16 protein-coding genes are annotated in these 21,178 nt (G+C 74.1%); 5 read left to right on the top strand and 11 right to left on the bottom strand.

The window, feature by feature from the left end; all coding sequences use genetic code 11:
* Nucleotides 1-6: 6 nt before the first annotated feature.
* The 4 genes from fxsT to LRS74_RS06450 form a co-directional block, all read right to left on the bottom strand.
* Nucleotides 7-4,722 (bottom strand): FxSxx-COOH system tetratricopeptide repeat protein, encoded by a 4,716-nt coding sequence (fxsT, locus tag LRS74_RS06465; protein ID WP_277740086.1) that lies wholly within the window; start codon nt 4,720-4,722, stop codon nt 7-9.
* Nucleotides 4,715-5,839 carry a MoxR family ATPase gene (locus LRS74_RS06460; RefSeq protein WP_277740085.1) on the bottom strand — a complete coding sequence of 375 codons (1,125 nt, stop codon included), beginning with the start codon at nt 5,837-5,839 and terminating at the stop codon, nt 4,715-4,717. Before LRS74_RS06460 ends, fxsT begins: the two co-directional genes overlap by 8 nt.
* Nucleotides 5,836-7,428: a hypothetical protein gene (locus LRS74_RS06455; RefSeq protein ID WP_277740083.1), complete on the bottom strand. Its 1,593-nt coding sequence runs from the start codon at nt 7,426-7,428 to the stop codon at nt 5,836-5,838. Before LRS74_RS06455 ends, LRS74_RS06460 begins: the two co-directional genes overlap by 4 nt.
* A gap of 582 nt (nt 7,429-8,010) precedes the next feature.
* A complete protein-coding gene (locus tag LRS74_RS06450) occupies nt 8,011-9,480 on the bottom strand; it encodes an aldehyde dehydrogenase family protein (protein ID WP_277740082.1) in 1,470 nt (489 codons plus the stop codon).
* Nucleotides 9,481-9,876: 396 nt separating this feature from the next.
* Here LRS74_RS06450 and LRS74_RS06445 point away from each other — a divergent pair, with 396 nt between their 5' ends.
* On the top strand, nt 9,877-11,781 hold the full coding sequence (locus LRS74_RS06445) for a protein-arginine deiminase domain-containing protein (RefSeq protein ID WP_277740081.1): 1,905 nt from the start codon (nt 9,877-9,879) through the stop codon (nt 11,779-11,781).
* Between the two features lie 161 nt (nt 11,782-11,942).
* Here the strand turns inward: LRS74_RS06445 and LRS74_RS06440 are convergent, their stop codons facing one another.
* Nucleotides 11,943-13,073 (bottom strand): hypothetical protein, encoded by a 1,131-nt coding sequence (locus LRS74_RS06440; RefSeq protein WP_277740080.1) that lies wholly within the window; start codon nt 13,071-13,073, stop codon nt 11,943-11,945.
* Nucleotides 13,074-14,046: 973 nt separating this feature from the next.
* Between LRS74_RS06440 and LRS74_RS06435 the strand changes: the two genes are divergently transcribed.
* Entirely contained in the window at nt 14,047-14,679 is a 633-nt protein-coding gene (locus tag LRS74_RS06435) for a hypothetical protein (RefSeq protein WP_277740079.1), read from the top strand.
* 98 nt (nt 14,680-14,777) lie between these two features.
* Nucleotides 14,778-15,455, top strand: a complete 678-nt coding sequence (locus tag LRS74_RS06430; RefSeq protein WP_277740078.1) for a GPP34 family phosphoprotein — start codon at nt 14,778-14,780, stop codon at nt 15,453-15,455.
* A gap of 30 nt (nt 15,456-15,485) precedes the next feature.
* Here the strand turns inward: LRS74_RS06430 and LRS74_RS06425 are convergent, their stop codons facing one another.
* The 3 genes from LRS74_RS06425 to LRS74_RS06415 form a co-directional block, all read right to left on the bottom strand.
* Nucleotides 15,486-15,899, bottom strand: a complete 414-nt coding sequence (locus LRS74_RS06425) for an SsgA family sporulation/cell division regulator (protein ID WP_277740077.1) — start codon at nt 15,897-15,899, stop codon at nt 15,486-15,488.
* A gap of 139 nt (nt 15,900-16,038) precedes the next feature.
* Nucleotides 16,039-16,485: a (4Fe-4S)-binding protein gene (locus LRS74_RS06420; protein ID WP_277740076.1), complete on the bottom strand. Its 447-nt coding sequence runs from the start codon at nt 16,483-16,485 to the stop codon at nt 16,039-16,041.
* 5 nt (nt 16,486-16,490) lie between these two features.
* Entirely contained in the window at nt 16,491-16,793 is a 303-nt protein-coding gene (locus LRS74_RS06415; RefSeq protein ID WP_277740075.1) for a GNAT family N-acetyltransferase, read from the bottom strand.
* Nucleotides 16,794-16,902: 109 nt separating this feature from the next.
* Here LRS74_RS06415 and LRS74_RS06410 point away from each other — a divergent pair, with 109 nt between their 5' ends.
* A complete protein-coding gene (locus LRS74_RS06410) occupies nt 16,903-17,964 on the top strand; it encodes a YCF48-related protein (RefSeq protein WP_277740074.1) in 1,062 nt (353 codons plus the stop codon).
* A 188-nt stretch (nt 17,965-18,152) separates the two neighbouring features.
* Here the strand turns inward: LRS74_RS06410 and LRS74_RS06405 are convergent, their stop codons facing one another.
* Nucleotides 18,153-18,449 carry a YciI family protein gene (locus LRS74_RS06405; protein WP_277740073.1) on the bottom strand — a complete coding sequence of 99 codons (297 nt, stop codon included), beginning with the start codon at nt 18,447-18,449 and terminating at the stop codon, nt 18,153-18,155.
* A gap of 60 nt (nt 18,450-18,509) precedes the next feature.
* Here LRS74_RS06405 and LRS74_RS06400 point away from each other — a divergent pair, with 60 nt between their 5' ends.
* The gene (locus LRS74_RS06400; RefSeq protein WP_277740072.1) at nt 18,510-19,217 is read left to right on the top strand and encodes an endonuclease V; all 708 of its coding nucleotides are present in this window, start codon (nt 18,510-18,512) and stop codon (nt 19,215-19,217) included.
* A gap of 64 nt (nt 19,218-19,281) precedes the next feature.
* On the opposite strand, the gene LRS74_RS06395 is transcribed toward LRS74_RS06400, so the two are convergent.
* The gene (locus tag LRS74_RS06395; RefSeq protein WP_277740071.1) at nt 19,282-19,791 is read right to left on the bottom strand and encodes a DUF1203 domain-containing protein; all 510 of its coding nucleotides are present in this window, start codon (nt 19,789-19,791) and stop codon (nt 19,282-19,284) included.
* Nucleotides 19,792-19,872: 81 nt separating this feature from the next.
* Nucleotides 19,873-21,069, bottom strand: coding sequence for a saccharopine dehydrogenase NADP-binding domain-containing protein (locus LRS74_RS06390; protein WP_277740070.1), 1,197 nt, complete (start codon nt 21,067-21,069; stop codon nt 19,873-19,875).
* Nucleotides 21,070-21,178: the final 109 nt, after the last annotated feature.

The following is a 21,178-nucleotide window of genomic DNA, read 5'->3' as shown; positions in this document are numbered from 1 at the left end:
GGGACATCAGATCGGCAGCGGGTCGGCGTCGCAGTTCGCCCGGCGCCAGGCCACGGCGTCGCCCCACGCCGGGTGGGTGTCGCCCAGCGCCGTGCTCAGCCCCTCCAACGTCTCGGTGTGCATGGCCTCGGCCTCCTCGAACCTGCCGAGCGCCTTCAGATCCTGGGCGAGATTGCTCTTCAGCGCCAGGGCCGACGGATGCTGGGCGCCGAGCACGTCGATCGTGATCTCCAGCGTCTTCTGGTCCATCTCGCACGCCGCCGCGATGTCGCCCTGCGCGAACAGGTCGCTGGCGAGGTTGGTGCGGCAGACCAGGCCGTCGGGGTGGCGCTCGCCCAGCCGCCGCACGCACAGGGCCAGCGCCGCCTCGTTGAGCTTGCGGGCGGTGTCCACCTTGTTGAGCAGCCGGTAGGTGACGGCCAGATCCATGTTGGCCGCGTTGGTGTGCGGATGCTCCGGGCCGAAGATCTCGACGTACAGGTCCCTGGTGCGCTCACCCAACTGGAGCGCGTCGCTGAGATCGCCCAGCTGCCGCATGTCGATGGAGAGGCTGAGCGCGGCGGCGAGGGAGTCGGGGTGGCGCTCGCCGTACCGGTCGGTCAGGGCCTTCCGGGCGTAGCTGGTGAGCTCGACCGCCCTGTCGTGCTGGCCGGCCTTGCGCATGGACTCGCCGAGCCGGGTCATGGCGCGCAGCGTGTGCGGGCTGTTGTCGCCGTACCCCGCGCGGAACTTCTCCACCGCCGTCTCGCACAACTGCGCGGCGACCGCGTACTCGCCGAGGTCGCGGCGGTCGAGTGCCACGCTCAGCTCGGTGCCCAGGCTGCTGAGCGCGTCCTCCCCGAACATCTGAGTCTTGCGCTGCCAGGTCAGCCGGTCGAGCTCCAGCGCCTCCCGGAAGTCTCCGTTGACGCGCAGGCAGACGGCCAGGTTGTGGGCGTGGGTCAGGGTCTCCGGGTCCTCGTCGCCGTAGACCTGGACCGCCCGGTCGTACAACTCCCGGTCGATCCGCAGCGCCTCGGCGAACTCGCCGCGGGCCCGCAGGTCGATGGCCACCTGGCCCCTCGCCCGCAGGAGCTCCTCCTCGGCGTCCGGTCCGGAGGTCTGGAGCACCGCGAGCATGCGCTCGTTGAGCCGGGCCGCCTCCTCGTACCGGCCCATCGCCCACAGGATGAACCTGAGGTGCCGCCCCAGCATCAGCGTCTGGCGGTCGGCCTCGCCGTGCTGCTCGCGCCACAGGTCGTGGACGCGCTGGCCGTAGTCGCGGGCGCCCTCGTGGTCGCCCCAGTAGAAGAGGTACTCGACCACGTTGCACACGGTCTGGCGGACGGTCCGCGACGAGGACGCCATCGCCTCGGAGACCACGATGTGGGGGTAGAGATCGGCGAACCGGGGCCAGTGTTCCCTGTCCTGGGCGTCACGGGGCGTGTTCGCAGCGAGCAGCAGATGGGCGCCGTGCCGCATCCGCTGCCGCTGCTCGTCGGTCATGCGGGCGATCAGCACCGCCTGCACCAAGCGGTGCATCTGGATGGAGTTCGTCCGGTGGTCGATCTTGGCCAGCGAGTAGCGGTGGATCTCCCGGATGGCGCGGCCCAGGCGCAGCGGGTCGGTGAGCGCGCGGTCGAGGTCGGGGGCGATCGGCTCGACGGCCGCCCCGGAGAACAGCGAGCGGGCGATCGGCTCAGGAGCGAAGTAGGAGCAGACCTGGAGCAACTGCAGCGCCGCGGCGTTCTTGCGCTCCAGGTAGTCGAGGGAGACGTTCCACGCGGTGGCCACCGTCTCCTCGTAGTGGGTCGGCGGAGAGACGGTCATCAGCTCCGACCGCTTCTCCTCGAACAGCCGTAGGTACTCCGAGGCCGGCATGCCGGTCTCGGCGCGCCAGGCGGACGCCTGCTCCACCGCCAGCGGCAGGTCGCCGAGGACCTCGGCGAGCTGGTCGGCCTCGTCCGCGGGCAGGTCCGGGTTCCGGCGCTGGAGCAGATGGATGCTCTCGGACCGCTCGAAGACGTCGACTTCCAGCGGGTGGGCCAGGGTTTCCCATTGTGGGTTGCGTGAGGTCACCAGAATGGATCCGATCGGGCTGCTGCCGGGACTGGTGGGGAAGTACTCCCGCACCGCCTCCGGGCTCTCCGCGTTATCAAACACCAGCAGCCAATTACTGTACGGTGCACCGGTTCGCAGCGCTTCGAGCACGGCCGGGACGGCGGTAATGGCCTCGCCGCTGACGGGGAGATGCAGCCGTCGGGCGAGTTCGACCAGTGCCTGGGCGATCTGTGTGGGACGCTCGGCCGGAATCCACCAGACGATGTCGTATTGATCCGCGTGCCGATAAACGTATTCCAGTGCCAGTTGGGATTTTCCAACGCCGCCCATTCCGTGGAGCGCGTGCGGGAGCACCGCGGTGGGGCCCTCGCTCAGCTCCCGCTCCAATTGCAGAAGGAGCTCCTCGCGGCCGGTGAAAACCAGGTTCCGGGGCGGCATGTTCCCCCAGACGGCGGGCCGCACGCCCGCCACCCTGGACTGGCGCGCCGGCGCGCCGCCCGTCGCCGGCGGCGTCGGCGCCGGAGAGGTCGTGGTCACTGTCGTGCCTCCTAGAGATGCGCCGAATCCGCCCACACCTCCCTGGGACGAGGGGACGGGTGCGCCTTCGAAGGCGTTCCGGTTGTCGGGCGTACCTGGGGGATTCACTGTGCCAGAAACCTCACTGGTAATAGGCGTGACGTGGGTGCTTTTCGCCCGGCCAGCCGAATCCGCAGAGTGATATGGTCGATCCATCTGAAAGGGTTGATCCATGGTCGAGGCAAAGCTCTCGATCAACCCTCGGAGTTGGCGTGCGCGGCGTAGGTGGGCCCCCGAAAGGGCCTGGAGAACGGCGTACTCGACTTCTCGGAAGCGCAGGTTCTCTCGGTTCACCTCGGGTTCGCGCGAGGCTTTTCCGCCATCGAGGTGAGCCAGCAGGTCACGGGCGGCGCCGCTGTGGGGGGCCAGCACTTCGGCCGCCGTCCGGGACGCCAGCTGGGTCGCCTGTCGGGTGCCCGAGGCGAGCAGCTCCTCGCGGACCCCGGCGTGCAGCGAGAAGGACCGGTCACCGCTGCCCGGCAGCGGCTCGACCAGACCGCTCATCAGGAATTCAGCCAGATGGGCGGGGCCCGTCCGGGGCAGGGTGTGACGCTGGACGGAGGAGATGACCGGAAGGTCGAGCTGGACGGCGGCCAGCCGGGTGGCGAGGTCGAATGCCTCGGGAGAGGCCCAGACCCGGAACCGGCCCACCCGTTCGGCCGCGCTCAGCACGCGCGGCGCCCACTCCGGGGGCGCCGGCTCCACCGACTCCGGGGCCGTCCAGGGGCCCGCCAGCACCGCCGCCACCTCGGCCCAGCGAGGCCACTCGCCCGCGACGAAGCGCGCCCAGGGCGCGATCCAGTCGCCGGACACCTCGAGGACCGGAATGGGGACGAGGCGCCGGTAGACGCTTGCCCCCGAACGCGCCCCACGGAGCGCGTCCGGCCGCCAGCTCCGCTCCGGATCCCGGTACGGGGCCGGGGGCTCGGGGCCGGTGAACTCCCAGCCGACGCGACCGTGGGCCGGCCACGGCCCGGAGGCCAGCAGCCGGACCCGCTCGGGGCTGAGCCCGGTGCGCTGCCACAGCCGCTGCGGCAGGGTGTGCAGCACCGCCACCGGCTGGTGCCTCGCCCAGGCGGCCAGCAGGCTCTGCGCCGCGCCCGTGTGCCAGCCGGGGGCGAGCCCGTCGGTGAGCACCAGCACGATCCGCCGCCCGGACGGCTCCACCAGGCTCTGCCACGGCTGCGCGCGCCCCGTCCGACCCGGCCCGCGCAGCACCAGCCCCGCCGGAGTGGGGGCGGAGGTGTCCAGGGTGCGCAGCTCGACGTCGCGGAAGCCCCCGTAGCGGCGCAGCGCCCCGGCGAACCGGCGCGCGGTGGCGCGCCAGATCCCCATCTGCCCGGCGGTGTCCACCAGCAGGACGGCGCTCCACCGTGGCTCCAGCCCCGGCCGGAGTAGCGGGGGCAGGTGCGCTGCCTGCGCCAGCCGCTCGGCCGTGCCCTCCTCGTCCACGACCCGCTCCCGCGCCGACCGGATCCGCCGGCGCAGCGGGCGTAACGCCCGTCCCAGGGCGGCCGCGTCCCCGCCGGCCGACGCGCCGGCGCCGGACCCCGCGCGGCGCCGCGGCAGCCGGGGGCGGTCCGCCGGGCCGCCGGCGTCGACCGCCGCCAGGCCCGGGGCGGTAAGCGCTTGTTCCTCGGCAGCCCGGCCGGGAGCGGCGCGCGCGGCCAGGCCGGAGACCGGGGCGACACCGGGCGGAGCGGCGCCCGGCATCGCCCCGGAGACATCCCCGGACGCGCCCGGGGCGCGTCCGGTCGCTTCGGTCCCCGCGTCGGCGCCGTCCGCGTCGGGCGCGGCCGCCGCGTCGGGACGCGCCGCCTCGGCGTCGTGCTCGTCCGGCGCGGGCGGCGGGTCCGGGGGCCCGGCGTCGGCGTCCGGAGGGGGGTCCGAGGGGGAGTCGCTCATCGGCGGCGTGGTCGGCGTGGGACGAGGAGGGCGGCCGAACGCGGCCAGCCGAGGGTGGTTCACGGCGAGCCACAGCGCCTCGGCCACCTCGTGGGGGTGCAGGTCGGACACCGTCAGGCGTTCCTGGGCGCCGGCGGTGGCGGGCTCCTCCGCCCGCCGCCCCGCCTGTGGACCGCCGGGCGCCGACGGCAGATCAAGCACGCTGATCCGCCTCATCGGTCTCGCCGGTCAACGGGTGCCAGACGGACCGCAGCACCGCTCGCCACTCGGCGTCGTCCCCCGCGGTGGAGGAGTAGGCGCCGGACGTCGCCAGATGAGCCGCGTTCAGCAGCTGGTCGGCGGCGAGCCCGTGGGCTTCTTCGCTGCGCATCATGAAGTCGCGGATGAGTTCTCTCGGTATGTCGCCGAGCCGGTCGCCGAAGTGGGCGGCGACCAGCTCCCCCAGCGCCTGCGGGTCCGGGTCCGGAACATCCAAGCGCAGACAGCGTCGGAGGAACGCCTCCGGGAACTCGCGCTCGCCGTTGGAGGTCATGACGACGATGGGGAAAGTCCGAGCTCGGACGTGCCCCTCCACGATCGGGGCGGTCCGCCCGGGATCCGCCGTATGGACGACGACCGTCGGCGACTGGCGCTTCACCCGCACGAGCGGCGGCACGCTGTACCAGCCGTCCTCGAACAGGGTCAGCAGGTCGTTCGGCAGATCCACGTCGCCCTTGTCGATCTCGTCGATGAGCAGCACGCGCGGCAGCCGGTGGGGCAGCAGCGCGGTGCCCAGCGGGCCGAGCTGGATGAAGTCGCCGATGTCCGTGGGCGCGTGGGCTGCCTCCGGTTCCGCGTCCCCCGGTGTGCCGGGGCGCGCCTGCGCCGCGTACCACGCCTGGCCGGCCTGGGCGCGGCCGATCACGTCGTACTCGAACAGCCCCGACTCCAGCGTGGTGCGGCTGGTCACCGGCCACTGGAGCACCCGCCCCAGCCGCAGCTCACGGGCGATGCGGTAGGCGAGCGCGGACTTGCCCACCCCGGGACGACCCGAGACCAGAAGCGGCCGACGGAGCAGGATCGCCGCGTTGACCAGCCGGACCTCGGCGTCCGGCGGCTGCCGCTCCGCGCCGACCGGACCCAGCCGGCGGTCCGGCTCGTCGTCCTCGGGCGGCGCGGGCAGACAGGGACCGCCGTTGAAGGTCCGCCAGCGTGGGCCCTCCGGCCAGGTCCGCTCCTCGTAGGGGACATCGGGCAGCACGTCTCCCGTGCCCCGGTACAGCAGCCCGCCTGCCGCGATCGGGGTCTCGGTGTCGTGGCCGCTCTCCGACGCGTTCAATCGAACCCTCCTACGAAGGTCGCGGGAGCACTCGGTCCGTCAAGGAGGTGCGCTGGGTCGTCCCAGATGATGCTGAGGTTCTTGATCACAGCTGATTCGGGTGAGTCGATGCCACCGGCGGCGGAGTCGCACTTCCACTCTCGCGCACGAACCGGAAGCTTGGATAGACCCTCATCGGTCACCGTCAGCGCCTCCCTGACGAGGCTTCGGAACTGCGCCGAACCGCTGTCCTGACGGTGGTGGATGAGGACCGGGACGCCCAGGTCCAGGCCGAGACCCAGCTCGCGCAGGCCCAGCCCGCCGCGCGGCTGCGGCGGCTCGCTGAGCACCATCCCGGCGATGTCCTCCTGCTTGCCGATGCGCGCGTCCAACAGCGCCAGATGCTCCTCGGGCCGCCGCCCCTCAGGGTCGCACCAGTGCACCTCGCCGCCCCCCGGACGGCTCTGCCAGCGGGCCCAGCGCATCCGCCAGGCGTGGTGCAGGCTGCGTCGCTGGACGCGCTCCAGGCTGTGCAGGACGATCTCCGGATACTTGCTCAACAGCGGGTTGGCGTATCCGAGTCGGGGATTGCGGTCGTACCACTCGACGGGCTCGTTCAGCAGCTCGTTGGGGAGGAAGAAGTCCAGGACGACACCCTCGGCGCGGGAGCGCCACAGCTCCGACATCGAGGTCAGGACCTGGGCGACGGCGGCCGGGAGCCGGTTGCGGGGGACGGAGTCCGGGGGCTCGCCCCCGGACTCCTGGTGGAGCTGCGCGGACTCGACGTACTTCACCCGGGTGGACAGCCGGTAGCGCTGCTCCCGGCGGCCCTGGCGACGGGTTCCGGAGTCGGCGGGGGTCAGGTCCGGAGCGACCTTGATGTAGACCCTGATCACCGGCTGGCCGCCGGCGTCGACGGCGGGGTCGGTCGATCTGGCCGGATCGACGCCTCCGCGCGGCGCGCCGTCCGCCGTCCCGGCGGACGGCCCGGCGCTCTCCGCTCGTCCCGGACCGCGCGGCCGGGAGAGCGCGGCGCGCAGCGCGAGGAGCCCGTTCGGCCCCTCCCGAAGCCCCCAGGACTCGGCGTGCCGGTCGTTCCAGGCTCGTAACTCCCCGACCGCGGAGGCGAGATCGGCGTGCACCGCCAGGTGTTCCAGCAGCGCCATGCTGGGCGGCAGGCCGTCCGGAGGCGCGTTGCGGCAGGCGAGGTGGACGAAGGCGTGCCAGGCGGTGGCGCAGTGCGTCGGCAGCCGGTACCGGTCCCCGCACACCTCGGCGACCAGGGCGGGCAGCTCCGGCAGTCCGATGTCGAGCGCCGCCCGCAGCGCCGACCAGCCGTGGTCGCCGTAGAGGTCCACCGAGTGCCACTCGTCGACCAGCGGCCGCAGCCGGTGTGAGACGGCGGGGGCGACGAAGTGCGTGACGTCCAACAGCAGTTCGAGCCCGCCCTCGTGTTCTCCGCAGGCGCGCACCGCCTCGATGTACTCCTGTCGGGGGGTGGGGTAGGGGTCCAGCTCCAGGTCGTCGAAGGCCTCGGACAGCTCGCGGCGCCACTGGTAGCGCCCGCGGGCGTCGTTCAGTGCGGCTGCCGCTCCCAATACGTCCACCATCTCTCCCAGCACCCGGCGGCGCGCAGAGTTCCTTGAGAACCGCTGTGGCACGTGCGTCCCCTCTCGCACCCGCTTGCAGCTCCCGGCGTGCAACCGCTCCCGCGCCGATCCCGGCGAGAGCGTTCAGCGTAGAGGAGAGCACCTCTGCCGGACACCGTCGAGCGCTTTCCGAAATCCCTCATGCTGCCCTGTCGACAGCGAGTTGGGATAGGGCGCGATCGCCCGGCCAGCGTCGGCGCGGCGAAGCCGGCGGCCGCCCGCCGTAGTGGATCACGTCCGCATCGCGGACAGTTGCGCTCGGAGCCGCGTCCCCCGCTCGGTCATCCGGCCGTCAGCCGGTGCGCCGAACGGCCGGTCGCCGCCTCGGCCATCCGGCGGGGCGCCACGCCCTCCCGCCCGCGCCCCGTCGCCCGCGCCCGGTCGTCCGCCCGGCCGTTCGCCCCGGCCGCACCACGCCCGGTCGTTCGCCCGGCCGGGACCACGCCCGGTCGGCCGGTCCGCGATGCGGTGCGTTGAGGGCCCGTGGGCCGGGGCGCGCGGGCGGGCCGTCGTCCCCCGGGAGGTCCTCGCGGGCCGACGGGGTCACTCGAACCACCGCAGCGGGCTGGGCGCCGTGTTGTGCCAGATGTGCTTGGCCTCCTGGTACTCCGCCAGGCCGGCCGGGCCCAGCTCCCGTCCCACGCCGGACTGCTTCATGCCGCCCCACTCGGCCTGCGGCACATAGGGGTGGAAGTCGTTGATCCAGACCGTGCCGGCGCGCAACCGGGAGGCGACCCGGTGGGCCAGCCCCGGGTCCCGCGTCCACACCGCGCCGGCCAGCCCGTAGACGGTGTCGTTGGCGAGCGCGACCGCCTCCGCCTCGCCGTGGAAGCGCTCCACGGTGAGGACCGGCCCGAAGGACTCCTCCCGTACGACGGTCATCCCGGGGGCGCACTCGTCCAGCACGGTCGGCAGGTAGTACCAGCCGGCCCGCAGCTCCGGGTCGGCCGGCCGGGACCCGCCGCAGCGCAGCACCGCGCCCTCGGCCAGCCCAGCCGCCACATACGCCTCGACCTTCTCACGGTGCGCGGCGGAGATCAGCGGCCCGGCGCGCGCCCGCTCGTCGAAGGGGCCGCCGAGCCGGATCCGCCGCGCCCGGGCCACCAGTTCGTCGACGAACGCGTCGTGCAGCGGGTCCTCGACCAGCAGCCGGGCGCCGGCCGAGCAGACCTGGCCGGAGTGGAGGAAGACGGCCGTGAGTGCGTAGTCGACGGCGGTGTCGAAGTCGGCGTCGGCGAAAACGATGTTGGGGTTCTTGCCGCCGAGTTCCAGCGCGACCTTCTTCACGGTGGGCGCGGCGGCCGCCATGACGCGCCGCCCGGTGGCCTGCCCGCCGGTGAAGGACACCATGTCCACCCGCTCGTCCGCGGTCAGCGGCCCGCCCGCGGTCGGGCCCGCGCCCAGCACCAGGTTGGCCGTCCCGGCCGGCAGCCCGGCCTCCGTCAGCAGTCGCATCAGTCCGACGGCGGTGTGCGGGGTCGGCTCGCTGGGCTTGAGGACGACGGTGTTTCCGGCGGCCAGCGCGGGGGCGACCTTCCAGGCGGCCTGGAGCAGCGGGTAGTTCCACGGGGTGATCAGCACGCAGACCCCGACCGGCTCGTGCACCACCCGGCTCTCGGTGTCCGCCCCGCCGGTGGCCACCACCCGGTCGCCGGCGCCGACGGCGGCCAGCTGCCCGAAGTAGCGGAAGCAGGCCGCGACGTCGTCGACGTCGATCTGGCTCTCGACATAGCGCTTCCCGGTGTCCAGGGACTCCGCGCGGGCCAGCCGGGCCTTGTCGCGCTCCAGCAACTCGGCGACGCGCAGCAGCAGCCGGCCGCGTTCGGCGGCGGGGGTGCCGGGCCAGGGCCCGCGGTCGAAGGCGTCGCGGGCGGCCGCGACGGCCGCCGCCGCGTCCTTGGGGCCCGCCTCGTCCACGGTGGCGACCAGGCTGCCGTCCGCCGGGCAGCGGATGTCCCGCACCCGCCCGTCGACGGCGGCGGTCCACTCGCCCCCGATGAACAGCTTCGGCATGGCTGGCCTCCGGGCTCGGTGGGAGGGCTCCGCCGCACGGCGTCCGTACGGCACCCCTACGGAACCGCGCGGTGTTCAGCCCCTACGGCGAGGGTAGGCGGCCCGCACCAGGCGCGCACGACGGGCTGCTCCCCTCCGGCCGGCACGGGCACCCGGGTCGAGCGGTGGCGGCCGCTGCCTCCCGCCCGCTCGTGTCAAGAGCCCGGCGAACGACATTCCGCTTGACCGTGCCCTCCTGCGGGTGGAGTCGTCGCCCCACCGGTCAGGGCGGTGGATACCGCCACGGGCGGGTCTTGGCGCCCTCTCCCACCACAGGAGCAACGCGCGTCGCCGCGACGCCCTCCTCCCTCTCGGACACCCCGACATGCGACACACCGAGAAGGGACGCACGTGCGTATGAGACTTTCTGGACGGGCCGCCCTCGCCGTCGGCCTGGCCGGGGCCGTACTGGCCCCCGTCACCCCCGCGTTCGCCGCGCCGCCGCCGGTCACGGCTGACCTGCGGGCGGACGTCGACCGCAACGGCCGGGTGGACACCACCGGCACCGGCGACCAGACCGGTGAGGACACCTGGTCGACGGGGCGCGGCGCGGTCTTCCTGCCCAACATCGACGACGACGCCAAGCGCTGCCGCACCACCGGACCCGACGGCAAGCCGCTCAGCGACGCCAAGCTCGCCAAGTGCAACGACGCCGCCGACACCAGGGTGAACGGCGCCGCCGACGCCAAGGACCTGGCCCGGCTGCGCACCGTGCCGATAGCCCAGGCGCCCAAGGACGCCTCCGGCACCGTCCGCATCACCGGCAAGGGCGCCAAGCACGCCCGACTGTTCATCAAGCGCGCCGGCGGCTGGACCGCGGTCACCGCAAAGACCACCCTCACCGCCGCCGAACTGCGCGCCGGCGTGGAGCTGGGCCTGGAGGGCACCGACGTGGTGCGCGACCGCGCGGTGTGGGACGGCAGCGCGGTGGTCGAGCTGAAGGTGACCGCCGGCTCCAGCACCACCAGCGACAAGGTCACCCTGCACGTGGCCCCGCTGCTCACCCAGCACCACTTGCAGCGCGCCCAGCGGATGCTGGTCACCGAGATCCAGGGCGAGGGCCCGTTCTCCCGCGCCCAGCAGAAGTTCGTGAAGGACCTGGACACCCAGGCCAAGAAGGCCGGTGTCAAGCAGTCCACGGTGAAGTTCACCAAGTACGGCGACATCTGGGCGCAGGACTTCGTCGAGCCCGCGTACGCCGGCATGACGGGCGAGGACGGCAGGCCGCGCACCATACGGATCATGCTGCGCTCCGCGCAGCCGGACCGCGAAGCCGGCCGCGAGCTCTTCGAGAAGCTGCGCGGCCCGGACATGGGCGTCGTCCAGGTCACCGGGGTCAAGGACTCCGAGGAGTGGACCCTGAACTCCATGGGCAACCTGGAGACCATCCCGCCCTACACCCACGGCGGCCGCTCCTACCCGGCCGGACGCATCATCATGGGCGAGCGCAAGGACACCGGGGCCAAGCCCGCCAAGGCGATGCGCACCCTGCTCGCCTCGCAGGGCCTCCAGAACCCGCTGTTCCTGGACACCTCCTGGCTGCACGTGGGCCACGTGGACGAGTTCGTGCAGTTCCTGCCCGCGCCCGGCACCCCGCGCGGCTGGCGGCTCGGCGTCGCCGACCCCGACGCCGGGATGAAGCTGCTGCGCGACGCGAAGGCCGCCGGGCACGGCAAGACCAAGATGTTCTCGGTCAAGGGCTTCGAGGGCATGCCCGCCCCGAAGGAGACCATCGACCAGACGCTCGCCAACAAGAAGCTGCGCGCCGACAACGCCCTCGCGGCGAAGCGGATCAAGGCCAACCTGGAGACCCTCAAGCGCGAGACCGGCCTCACCGACGCCGAGATCGTGCGGGTGCCCGCGCTCTTCACCCGCGGCACCGACGAGGGCGTCGCGGCGGACCGGATGCCGCTGCTGCGCCGGATCGGCGGCTCGGCCGACACCCCGGAGGCGGTGCGGGAGTACGGCCAGCAGCGCGAACTGGGCAAGCCGACCGGCCCGTCGGTGATGACCAGCGCCTATGTGCCCGGCGCGGTCAACGGGGTGCTGCTCGGCCCGGACCGCTACCTCGCGCCCAGGCAGTGGGGGCCGGTGATCGGCGGCAAGGACATCTTCACCCAGGCGGTGACCGCCGCCTACCGCAAGGCCGGGTTCAAGGTGTCGTACATCGACGACTACTACACCTACCACCTGGGCATGGGCGAGGTGCACTGCGGCACCAACACCCTGCGGGACACCTCCAAGCCGTGGTGGCGTCCGTAGGTCGGAGGCCGTGTGGGCCATAGGCCCACGGAGGCCGGCGGCCCCGCGTGGGCCCGCAGGCCTGGAGAGACCAGGGTCTGCCGCGCCCGTCGCGTCCTCGGACGCGGCGGGCGCGCGCCGTCTTGGGCGCCGGCGGCCGGATGTCGGCGGCCGGCGACCGTTCAGTCGGTGTTCCGCACCCAGGCGCGTCGGTCCAGCCAGTAGCCGTACTCCGGGCGGCCCTCGACCCCGCTGGTGCGGAACGGCACGCCGCCGTCGTCGATCCGGATCGTTCCCTTCCGGTCGCCGCTCGTCCAGTCCAGCTCCAGATACCAGCGGCAGTCGCACCCCGAGGTACGGGCGTCGACCCGCAGCACCTCCGGGTCGGTCGCGGACACCCGGTAGGGGAAGCGGACGGCCGGGATGGTGCGCTCGCCGTCGAAGCCGTCCTCGGGCTTCGGCCGCGGGCGGTCCGCGTCCAGGTCGACGGAGAAGGCGCGCGGGGTGATCGCGTCGCCGCAGCCGTTGCTCATGGCGTACGAGGACCAGGCCGGCGGCGGGCGCCGCCCCACCACGCGCACATGCAGGTCCTGGAGGACCACGGCCGTGTCGGAGCGCCCCTGCACGGTCACCTCGACGCTGGTCGACCCGCCGTGCACCGCGTGGTGCGTGGCCGCCCACGGGGCCGCGTCCTGCTCGACCGGCGGCGGCGCGACCTCGGCCGGCGGCCGGTCGATGAGGTACCGGTGGTCGCAGCCGTTCTCCCAGACGTGCGAGCGGGTGGTGACGGCGAGCGGGGTGCCCCGGCCGCTCGTGCCGCCGGACCCGCCCGCGCCGGATCCGCCGGACGGCCGGGCCGGCGGGGCGTACGTCGACCGCCCCCCGTCGCGCCCGCGCTCCGGGGGCTCCTCCGCCTTCCGCACGCCCTGGGCGGGCCGTCGCTCCGGCTCGGGCGAGGTCGTGGCGGCGGAGGGGGAGGGCGGCTCGGGCGAGGGGGCGCCCCCGGTGCGAGGCGTGGCCGAGGCGCTCGGCGCCGGCCGGCCCGCCCGCGTCGCGCCGTCGCCCTCGCTCGTGTTCGGCCGTACCTCCGCGGCGGTGATCCCCAGCACCACCGCCGCGGCCGTGCCGACCATCAGCGCCCAGGGCAGCGCCCGCCGCCCTCGTGCGGCGGGCGCCGGCACGGCGGCCAGGCGGGGTGCCGCGCGGACGCCGCCCGCCGGGGCCCCGGCGTTCTCGCCCGCACCCGGCTCCGCCCCGTCCGCGCCCCGGCCCGGCTCCGCCCCCTCCGCGGCGGGGACGGGCAGCGGCACCACGAGCGCGGTCCGCGGGCGGGGATCCCCCTCGGCCTCCGACTTTCGTCCGGGCCGTGCGCCCCCGGCGACCGAGGCGCCGACACCGATGGCCCGGCCCGTACGACCGTCCGACCCCGTACGACCGTCGGGCCCTGTGCGGGTATCGGCTCGCGGGCGGCTGTCGGGCCCTGTGCGGGTGTCGGCTCGTGTGCGGCCGTCGGGTTTCGTGGAGCCGTGAGACCGCGTACGGCGGTGGGAAGTCGTAGGGCAGTCGGCGCGCGTGGGGCCGTCAGGGGCCGTAAGGCCGATGGACTCCGTAGGGTCGTCGGCCCGCGTGCGGCCCTCCGGCCCCGCATCGCCGTCAGGGGCACCGCGGTCAGCGGACCCCGTACCGGCCTCAGCGTCTGTGCGGTCATCAGGAACCGGACCGGCCGCCTCGCCGGGCGCCGTGTCAGCCGCCGCCCCGGGCCCGCGGGAGGCCGCGCCGGGGGTGCCGCGTCCGCCCGTCCCGCCGCGGGGCGCGCCGGTGCGGCGGGTGGCGTCGGCGCGGACCCAGAGCCGGTGCAGTTCGATCAGCTCGTCCGGGGTGGCCCCGCAGAGCCGGGCGAGGCGCTCCACGGGGGCGTAGTCCGTGGGCACGGCGTCGCCGTTGCAGTAGCGGTGCAGCGTCGAGGTGCTCAGGTGTAACCGGGTCGCGAGCGCGCCGTAGCTGCGTCCCGAACGCTCCTTCAGCCCGCGCAGACACTCCGCGAACCGCCGTGTCTCCGTGCCCTCTGTCATGGATCCCCCCAAGCCTTCCCCTTGAACGACGCCGCGTCCCGCCGCGGCGTTCCACCCCGTCCGCATCTCCCCAAGTCAGCGCCGGTGCGGGCGTTCCAGCGTCCCGGATGTGCCGCTGACCGTTGTCGGCCCGCCGCGCCGCCGACCAGGCTGAGAGCCGTGCCGCCGCGAGACCCGCGGCGGTTCCCATCGACAGAAAGAGCGGGACACACCCATGCAGATGCGTAACCGGGCGATCCGCGCCGCCGTCGTGGCGGTGGCGGCGGGCGCCGCCACCCTCGCGGTCGTGGCCACCTCCGGCACCGCCCAGGCCCAGCCGCGCAAGGCGGCGACCGGCCCGGCGTTCCTGGCGCCCAAGGAGCTGCCGCCGCACCCCTCCTCCGCCTGGTCCGCGGGCGCCGTCACCGCCGGGCTGCCGGAGGCGCCGTTCTGCGTCGAGGACACCCTGCCGAAGGCCGGATCCTCGCACCGGCGGTTCTGGACCGAGTACGACACCGGCGCCACCCAGATCGTGGTGAAGACCAAGAGCGAGGCGGCGGCCAAGCAGCTCGCCGCGGCGGCCGAGAAGAAGATCCGCAACTGCGCCGCCGACTGGGAGCGGAAGTACCCCGAGGGCACCGCCTCGTGGCGCGACTACGGCACGCTCCCGGCCGAGGACGGCGCCCACGTCTACGGCGTCCACACCGAGTACCCGGACTCCGAGCCCGGCATCCACCTCTTCGGCGTGGGCCGGGACGGCGCCACGGTGACCCTCGTCGACTGGGGGCAGATGGGCGACTACCGGCACGCCCCGGTGGCCGACTTCAAGCGGACCACCACCACGGCGGTCGTGAAGCTCCACCGCTGATCCGGCGCGCCGCCGGGCCCGTGCGCGCACACCGGGTGCGCACGGGCCCGGCTGGCTATCGTCGAGGCAGGGGGCACACCGCACCTTCGGAGGCCCCGGTGCCCGACGGATCGTTCTCGCTCGCCGCCAAGCTCTACCTGCTCGCCTGGGACCCGGACACCGGCGAGCCGGGCTACCAGGGGCACCTGCCCTACCTGGTGCGGGCCGGGGCGCTGACCGAGCTGACGCAGCGCGGCATGCTGGCCGACGCGGACGGCGTGCCCCGTCCGCTGCCGGACGCCGTCACCGGTGATCCACCGCTCGACGCGCTGCTGGAGCGCATCGCCGAGTCCCGGCCGCGCAGCTGGCCGTCCTGGGTGACCCACCGGGCGCGGTCCACCCTCGTCGGGGTGCGTGACGAGCTGGCGGCGGCGGGCTATCTGCGGCTGACCACCCGGCGGGCGCTGGGCCTCTTCCCGGTGAAGCAGGTCGCGTTGGAGCGCGCGGACGCGGTCCGGGCGCTGCGGGTGGACGCGCGGCGGGTGCTGCGCGAGGAGGAGGGGGTGGCCGAGGTCGCCCCCGAGGACGCGGCGCTGATCGCCCTGGCCGCCGCCGGCGAGCTCCGTACGGTGGTCACGGCGGACGACGCCAGGACCCGCAAGGCCCGGATCGTCGCTCTGGAACAGCGCAGCCAGCGGGCCGCGCCCGGGGCGGCCAGGCCGGTCGCGGAGGTGCGGAGAGGGGTGGCCGTCGCGCTGACCGGAGCGGTGACGACGGCAGCCGCCGCCACCGACTGAACCACCGCTCCGGACCCGCTCAGGACCCGCTCAGGCGTCCCGGAGCAGCGCGGACAGCTCGCGGTCCAGATCGAGCAGCCCGCCCTCGCTGCCCTCGTCGACCAGCTCGTAGGAGCGGCTCAGGAAGCGCCGCAGATCGTCGGTGGCGAACTGGACCATGGCCACGCCCTCGGTGGCGTGGAACTCGAGCATGGTCCGCTCGCGGCCGCAGGGCCACACCTGCACATCGCCGTTGCCGGCCGGGCCGCGCAGCCCGGCGGCGAGCAGCTCGCGGCCGAACACCCACTCCACGCCGTCGCCGTCCAGCGAGGCGGCCGGCGGGAAGGAGACACGGACCGCGAACGGGTCCTCGGGCGCGTACCGCAGGGTCGCCGGGATGGCGCGGGCCTCGGGCGTCGACGCGATGAGGCGGGCCTGGACGGCTTGGTCGAACACGATGGACATCGCCGGCTCCCTTGCGATCGTTGCGGGTCGTTGCCCCTCTTCAGTGGGTAAGACGTCCAGACCTTTCGACCCGTGCATCCGAAACCCGCGTGACGTGCGTCACCCTCCTTTGATTAATCGGATTATTTGCCTTTTAGGCTTATGAATCCAGGACGGTGAGCGCGTCCGCTCCGCACGGGCCGGCGTGATCGCAGTACGGCGGGTTCCGGCTCTCGCCGCACCCGCACAGCGTCGCCCGCATCTCCCGGCGCGGGCCCTCGGCGGTTTCGACCAGCAGTTCGCCGCGCACCACGAGTTGACCGCGGGTCGAGCGGGTGACCGAGGTCGGCCGAACGGGCTCCTCGGTGCGTCCGTCCGCCAGCTCGTAGCGGAGGGCGCCCGACGGACAGCGCCGGACGATGTCCGCGATCACCTCCACGGGTGCCGCGTCCGGCTGGATCCAGGGACGCTTCCGCGTGTCGAAGACCTGCGGCAGCCCGCGCAGGCACTCGCCGGCGTGCAGACACCGCCGGGCCTCGAAGGTGACGGTGACGATGGTGCCCTCGTGCGGCCCGTCATAGGAGTAGGTCGTCACATGCTCGTTCATGGCCATCAGTCCGTCACTCGGCTGCGGTTGGTGTAGGCGAGCGTCAGGTACTCGGGATGGCGCGCCATCCAGCCCGAGACGAAGGGGCACGCGGCCAGGACCTCCAGTCCGTCGGCCCGGGCCGAGTCCAGTGCGGTGCGGGCCATCGCCGAACCGACGCCCTGCCCCTCGAAGGCGGGGTCCACCTCGGTGTGGACGAAGGCGATCAGATCGTGCGTGCGTATGTAGCGGGCGAAGCCGGCGAGCTCTCCGTCGAGGCGGGCCTCGAAGCGCTGCTCCTTCGGGACATCGGTGACCGTGAGTGTCATACGGTGCCTCTCCTCGCTCCCCCGCCCCACCATAGGAAGGCCGGACCGGTCCCGCGATTCGGCGTACGCGCCGCCACCCGATCGGCTAGCTTCCGTCCCCATGAGGGGCATGGGGATGAGAAGCGCACTGGCGGCGGGGGTCTGCGCCGCGCTGTTGGCCACGGGGCTCGCCGCGCCGGCCGCGTCGGCCGCGCCGCACCGTGATCCCGGGTGGCGGCTGACGGACACCGGCACCGACGCGCGGTTCCGCGGCCTGGCCGCCGTCAGCCGCGACACGGCCTGGGTGGCGGGGACGAAGGGCACGGTGCTGCGCACCCGCGACGGCGGCCGCACATGGCGAAACGTATCGCCGCCCGGCGCCGAGGGCTTGGAGTTCCGGGACGTCGAGGCGTTCGACGCACGGCGCGCGGTCGTCCTCGCCATCGGCGAGGGCGAGGCGTCCCGGGTGCTCCGTACGGAGGACGGGGGCGCCACCTGGACCGAAACCTTCCGCAACACCGACCCGCGCGCCTTCTACGACTGCATGACCTTCTTCGACACCCGCAGCGGCCTCGCGCTCAGCGATCCGGTGGACGGCAGGTACCGCGTCCTGGCCACCGGGGACGGCGGGCGCAGCTGGCGGGTGCTGCCGTCGGACGGGATGCCGGCCGCCCAGCCGGGCGAGGCCGCGTTCGCCGCCAGCGGCCAGTGTCTGACCAGCTCCGGCCGGCACGCCTGGATAGCCACGGGCGGCGCCGCGACCGCCCGGGTCCTGCACTCCGCCGATCGGGGCCGCACCTGGAGCGTCGCCGACGCGCCCATCCCAGCGGGCGACCCCGCGCGCGGCGTCTTCGCGCTCGCCTTCCGCGGCCGCCACGGGCTCGCCGTGGGCGGCGACTACCGCACCGGCCAACATTCTCCGAGCGCCGCCGCCGTCAGCCGCGACGGCGGGACCGCCTGGACGCCCTCCCGGACCCCACCCCCGGCCTACCGCTCCGGCGTCGCCTGGCTCCCGCACACCCGGGCCGCCGCCCTCGCCGTGGGCCCCACCGGCACCGACCTCACCACCGACGGCGGCCGCCGCTGGCGCACCGTGGACGACGGCTCGTACGACACGGTCGACTGCGCGCCGGACGGGGGCTGCTGGGCGTCGGGGGAGAAGGGCCGGGTGGCGCGGCTCAGCCGGCGCTGACCGGCGCCGGCCCGGCCGACGGCTTCAGCGCCGGCCGGGACGACTGCTCACGGCGGCCCCGGCCGACGGCCTCGGTACCGGCCCGGGACGGCCCCTTACGGCAGCCCCGGCCGACGGCCTCAGCACAGGGCCGGGACGACCGCTTACGGCGGCCCCGGCCGACGGCTTCAGGACGCCGGGACGACCGCTTACGGCAGCGTCTCGCGGTACTCCGCCAGCGCCGGCGCGGTCTTCGTGGCCACGAACTCCGTGATGCGGTAGGCGCACACCTCGGCGACCGTGAACGGGTCCGTGGCCGCGATCCTCTCGATCGTCGCGCGGTCGTCGGCGACCGCGAGGATCACCCCGCCGTCGCGGGGCACCTTGCGCCCGGAGGCCACGAAGGTGCCCGCGGCGTACTGCTCCTCGAGCCAGGCGACGTGGTCGTCGAGGAGGGCGTCGACGCGGTCCATGGGTGCGGTGTAGGTGAGCTCCAGAACGAACATGATCACCAGGCTACGCCCGCCCGCCGCAAGCATGAGCGATTCCAGTAGCGTGAGCGCACCATGACGACGCCACGAGCCCCCATCGAACCGCCGGCCGACTGGCCCACCACCGAGGCCGAGGCCCTCGCCGCACAGGACGGGCTGCGCACGCGTGTCGTCCGCGACGACGACGGCACCGCCCCGCGGCCGGGCACCGGCGTCGTGGTCGGGGTGGACGTGGCCTACGACGACGAGCGGGACATGGTCGTGGCGGCGGCGGTCGCCCTCGACGGCGCCACGCTGGAGCCGGTGGAGGAGGTCACCGCCGTCGGCCGGGTCAGCTTCCCCTACGTGCCCGGCCTGTTGGCCTTCCGGGAGCTGCCCACCGTGCTGGCCGCCCTGGACCGCCTCGCCCACACCCCCGACCTCGTCGTCTGCGACGGCTACGGCCTCGCCCACCCGCGCCGTCTCGGCCTCGCCAGCCATCTCGGCGTGGTCACCGGCCTGCCGTCCATCGGCGTCGCCAAGAACCCGTTCACCTTCCGCCACGAGGCGCCCGGCCCACGCCGTGGCGACTCCTCCCCGCTCCTCGACGGGGACGAGGAGGTCGGCCGTGCGCTGCGCACCAGGGACGGTGTGAAGCCGGTCTTCGTCTCGGTCGGGCACAAGGTGAGCCTGGCCGACGCCTGTGCGCACACCCTCCACCTGGCGCGTGACTACCGACTGCCGGAGAGCACACGGCGCGCGGACTCGCTGTGCCGCAGGGCACTGCTGGCGCTGCGGGACTGACCGTCGTTCAGGGGGAGTGACACTCGCCCTGAACAACGGTTCGATCGGATCCGGGCGCCTCCACTCACCGCGCTTCGGCGACCCGCCGCGTCTCCGCGTGGAAGCACCCGAACTCGACCGCGCGGACGTGCACCGCGGCCACCTCGGGGTCCGCGTACAGCTCGGCCAGCGCCCGTTCGACCGAGACCGCCTGGCCGTCGAGCAGCCGGCCGCCGAGGATGGTGCCCCGCGCGGAGTAGGCCCGCAGCACGCGGCGTTCGCCGTGCAGGGCGACGGGGTAGCGGCCGGGGTCACCGCTCCAGCCGCCGCAGTCGACGGCGTGGACGAAGACCGGGCCGGTCTCGTCGTAGGCCCCCGGATCGGCCCCGGTCTCGCGGGCCCAGCGACGCAGCGGGGCGTAGGAGAGCAGGGCGAGCTCCTCTCCCGGTCCGCTGCGGCCGAGGCAGCAGCGCAGCGGGGTGCCGCCTTCCCCCTCCTCCGTCACCAGCCGCGGCGGTCGTCCCGCGTCGTCCCGCTCACGCAGCCGCTCCAGCACCTCGGGCGCGATGGCCCGCACTTCGTAGACGCCACTCATGCGCCCATCCTGCGCGGACGGGCGGCCCGAGGCTGGCGGGATTCGGACCTCGCGTCGGCCGGAGGCCGCGAGCCCGCGCGGTCAGCTCCTCGTGACCGTGGTGAACCGAATGCCCGCGCGGATCAGCCGCTCGGTGAGGGCGTCGCCCATGGCGGCGGCGGAGGTGACCTGACCCGCCGTCGGCGGCAGGTCGTCGAAGGCCAGGGAGAGCGCGCCCTCGGCGAAGATCTTGGCGGTCTCGTCGTAGCCGGGGTCGCCGCCGGACACCTCGGTGATGACACGCTCTCCGCCGCCCTCGCCCGCGAAGCGGAGCGTGAACCAGCTGCGGGCCCGGCGGGCGGCGTCCGGGCCCTCGCCCGGCTTGAGGCGCCCGGAGAGCCACTCGCGGGTCCAGGGCACCTGGGCGAGTGTGAAGAGCGCGCCGACACCGGCGACGCTGCCCAGCACCATGGGCAGGTTCTTGACCACCGCGTAGTGCTCGTAGGAGAAGTCGGGTCCGTAGCGGTCCAGGGCGGCGGCGGACCGGGTGATGATCTGCGGGTCGATGGTGGGAGCGGGCACCGCCCAGGCGGAGCCGAGGCCGGTGAGCGGGTGCGGCGCCCCGGTCACCGCGCGGACCGTACGGCCCTGCGGCCCCGGCTCCGCGCGGTGGCGGGCCTTGGCGGTGCGGGCCATGCCGACGGGCCGGGAGAGCCCGGTCAGCAGGGAGGCGAAGGTGCCGCCGGAGATGCGCGCGCTGGTGCGCACGAAGCCGCGCACGCGCAGCGGCACCCCTTCCGGCAGCTGGCCCACCGTGTAGCGCACGCCCAGGTCGTGCGGGACCGAGTCGAAGCCGCCCGCGTGGATCAGCCGGGCCCCGGTCTCGCGGGCCAGGGAGTGGTGGCGCAGGTACATCAGGTCGACGAACTCCGGCTCGCCGCTCAGGTCCAGGTAGTCGGTGCCGGCCTCGGCGCAGGCGGCCACCAGCGGCTCGCCGTAGGTGAAGTACGGGCCGACGGTGGTCGCCACGACGTGCGCGTCGGCGGCGACCGCGCGCAGCGTCGCGGGTTCGTCGACGTCGGCCCGCAGCACGGGGAGGTCGGCGAGGGCGGGGTTGAGCGTGGTCAGCCGCTCGCGCAGCCGCTTGAGCCGGTGTTCGCTCCGCCCGGCCAGCGCCCAGCGGGTGTCCGCGGGGACGTGCTCGGCGAGGTACTCGGCGGTGAGCGTGCCGACGAAACCCGTCGCACCGAACAACACGACGTCGTAGGCGCGTTGTCCCCTGTCGTCCCGTCGCCGCATCGGCCGTCCTCTCGTCGTTCACACGATCTTCCGTACGGACGCGACCACCCTACGTAGTCGCCGATTTTCGGGTCAACATGAGCCGGCACGTCGTCAAGGGCTTGACAGT

It is taken from the genome of Streptomyces sp. LX-29 (genome assembly GCF_029541745.1).
Taxonomy (GTDB): Bacteria; Actinomycetota; Actinomycetes; order Streptomycetales; family Streptomycetaceae; genus Streptomyces.
Note: the sequence above shows the minus strand (reverse complement) of the source record. Positions and strands in the feature narration are given on the sequence as shown.

What these genes read in the sequence shown, in the direction of transcription:
- LRS74_RS06405 (WP_277740073.1), bottom strand. Translation starts at nt 18,449, where the DNA reads ATGTTCGTTCTGGAGCTCACCTACACCGCACCCATGGACCGCGTCGAC.
- LRS74_RS06450 (WP_277740082.1), bottom strand. Translation starts at nt 9,480, where the DNA reads ATGCCGAAGCTGTTCATCGGGGGCGAGTGGACCGCCGCCGTCGACGGG.
- LRS74_RS06395 (WP_277740071.1), bottom strand. Translation starts at nt 19,791, where the DNA reads ATGAGTGGCGTCTACGAAGTGCGGGCCATCGCGCCCGAGGTGCTGGAG.
- LRS74_RS06390 (WP_277740070.1), bottom strand. Translation starts at nt 21,069, where the DNA reads ATGCGGCGACGGGACGACAGGGGACAACGCGCCTACGACGTCGTGTTG.
- LRS74_RS06435 (WP_277740079.1), top strand. Translation starts at nt 14,047, where the DNA reads ATGCAGATGCGTAACCGGGCGATCCGCGCCGCCGTCGTGGCGGTGGCG.
- LRS74_RS06445 (WP_277740081.1), top strand. Translation starts at nt 9,877, where the DNA reads ATGAGACTTTCTGGACGGGCCGCCCTCGCCGTCGGCCTGGCCGGGGCC.
- LRS74_RS06400 (WP_277740072.1), top strand. Translation starts at nt 18,510, where the DNA reads ATGACGACGCCACGAGCCCCCATCGAACCGCCGGCCGACTGGCCCACC.
- LRS74_RS06455 (WP_277740083.1), bottom strand. Translation starts at nt 7,428, where the DNA reads ATGGTGGACGTATTGGGAGCGGCAGCCGCACTGAACGACGCCCGCGGG.
- LRS74_RS06415 (WP_277740075.1), bottom strand. Translation starts at nt 16,793, where the DNA reads ATGACACTCACGGTCACCGATGTCCCGAAGGAGCAGCGCTTCGAGGCC.
- LRS74_RS06410 (WP_277740074.1), top strand. Translation starts at nt 16,903, where the DNA reads ATGGGGATGAGAAGCGCACTGGCGGCGGGGGTCTGCGCCGCGCTGTTG.
- LRS74_RS06420 (WP_277740076.1), bottom strand. Translation starts at nt 16,485, where the DNA reads ATGAACGAGCATGTGACGACCTACTCCTATGACGGGCCGCACGAGGGC.
- LRS74_RS06425 (WP_277740077.1), bottom strand. Translation starts at nt 15,899, where the DNA reads ATGTCCATCGTGTTCGACCAAGCCGTCCAGGCCCGCCTCATCGCGTCG.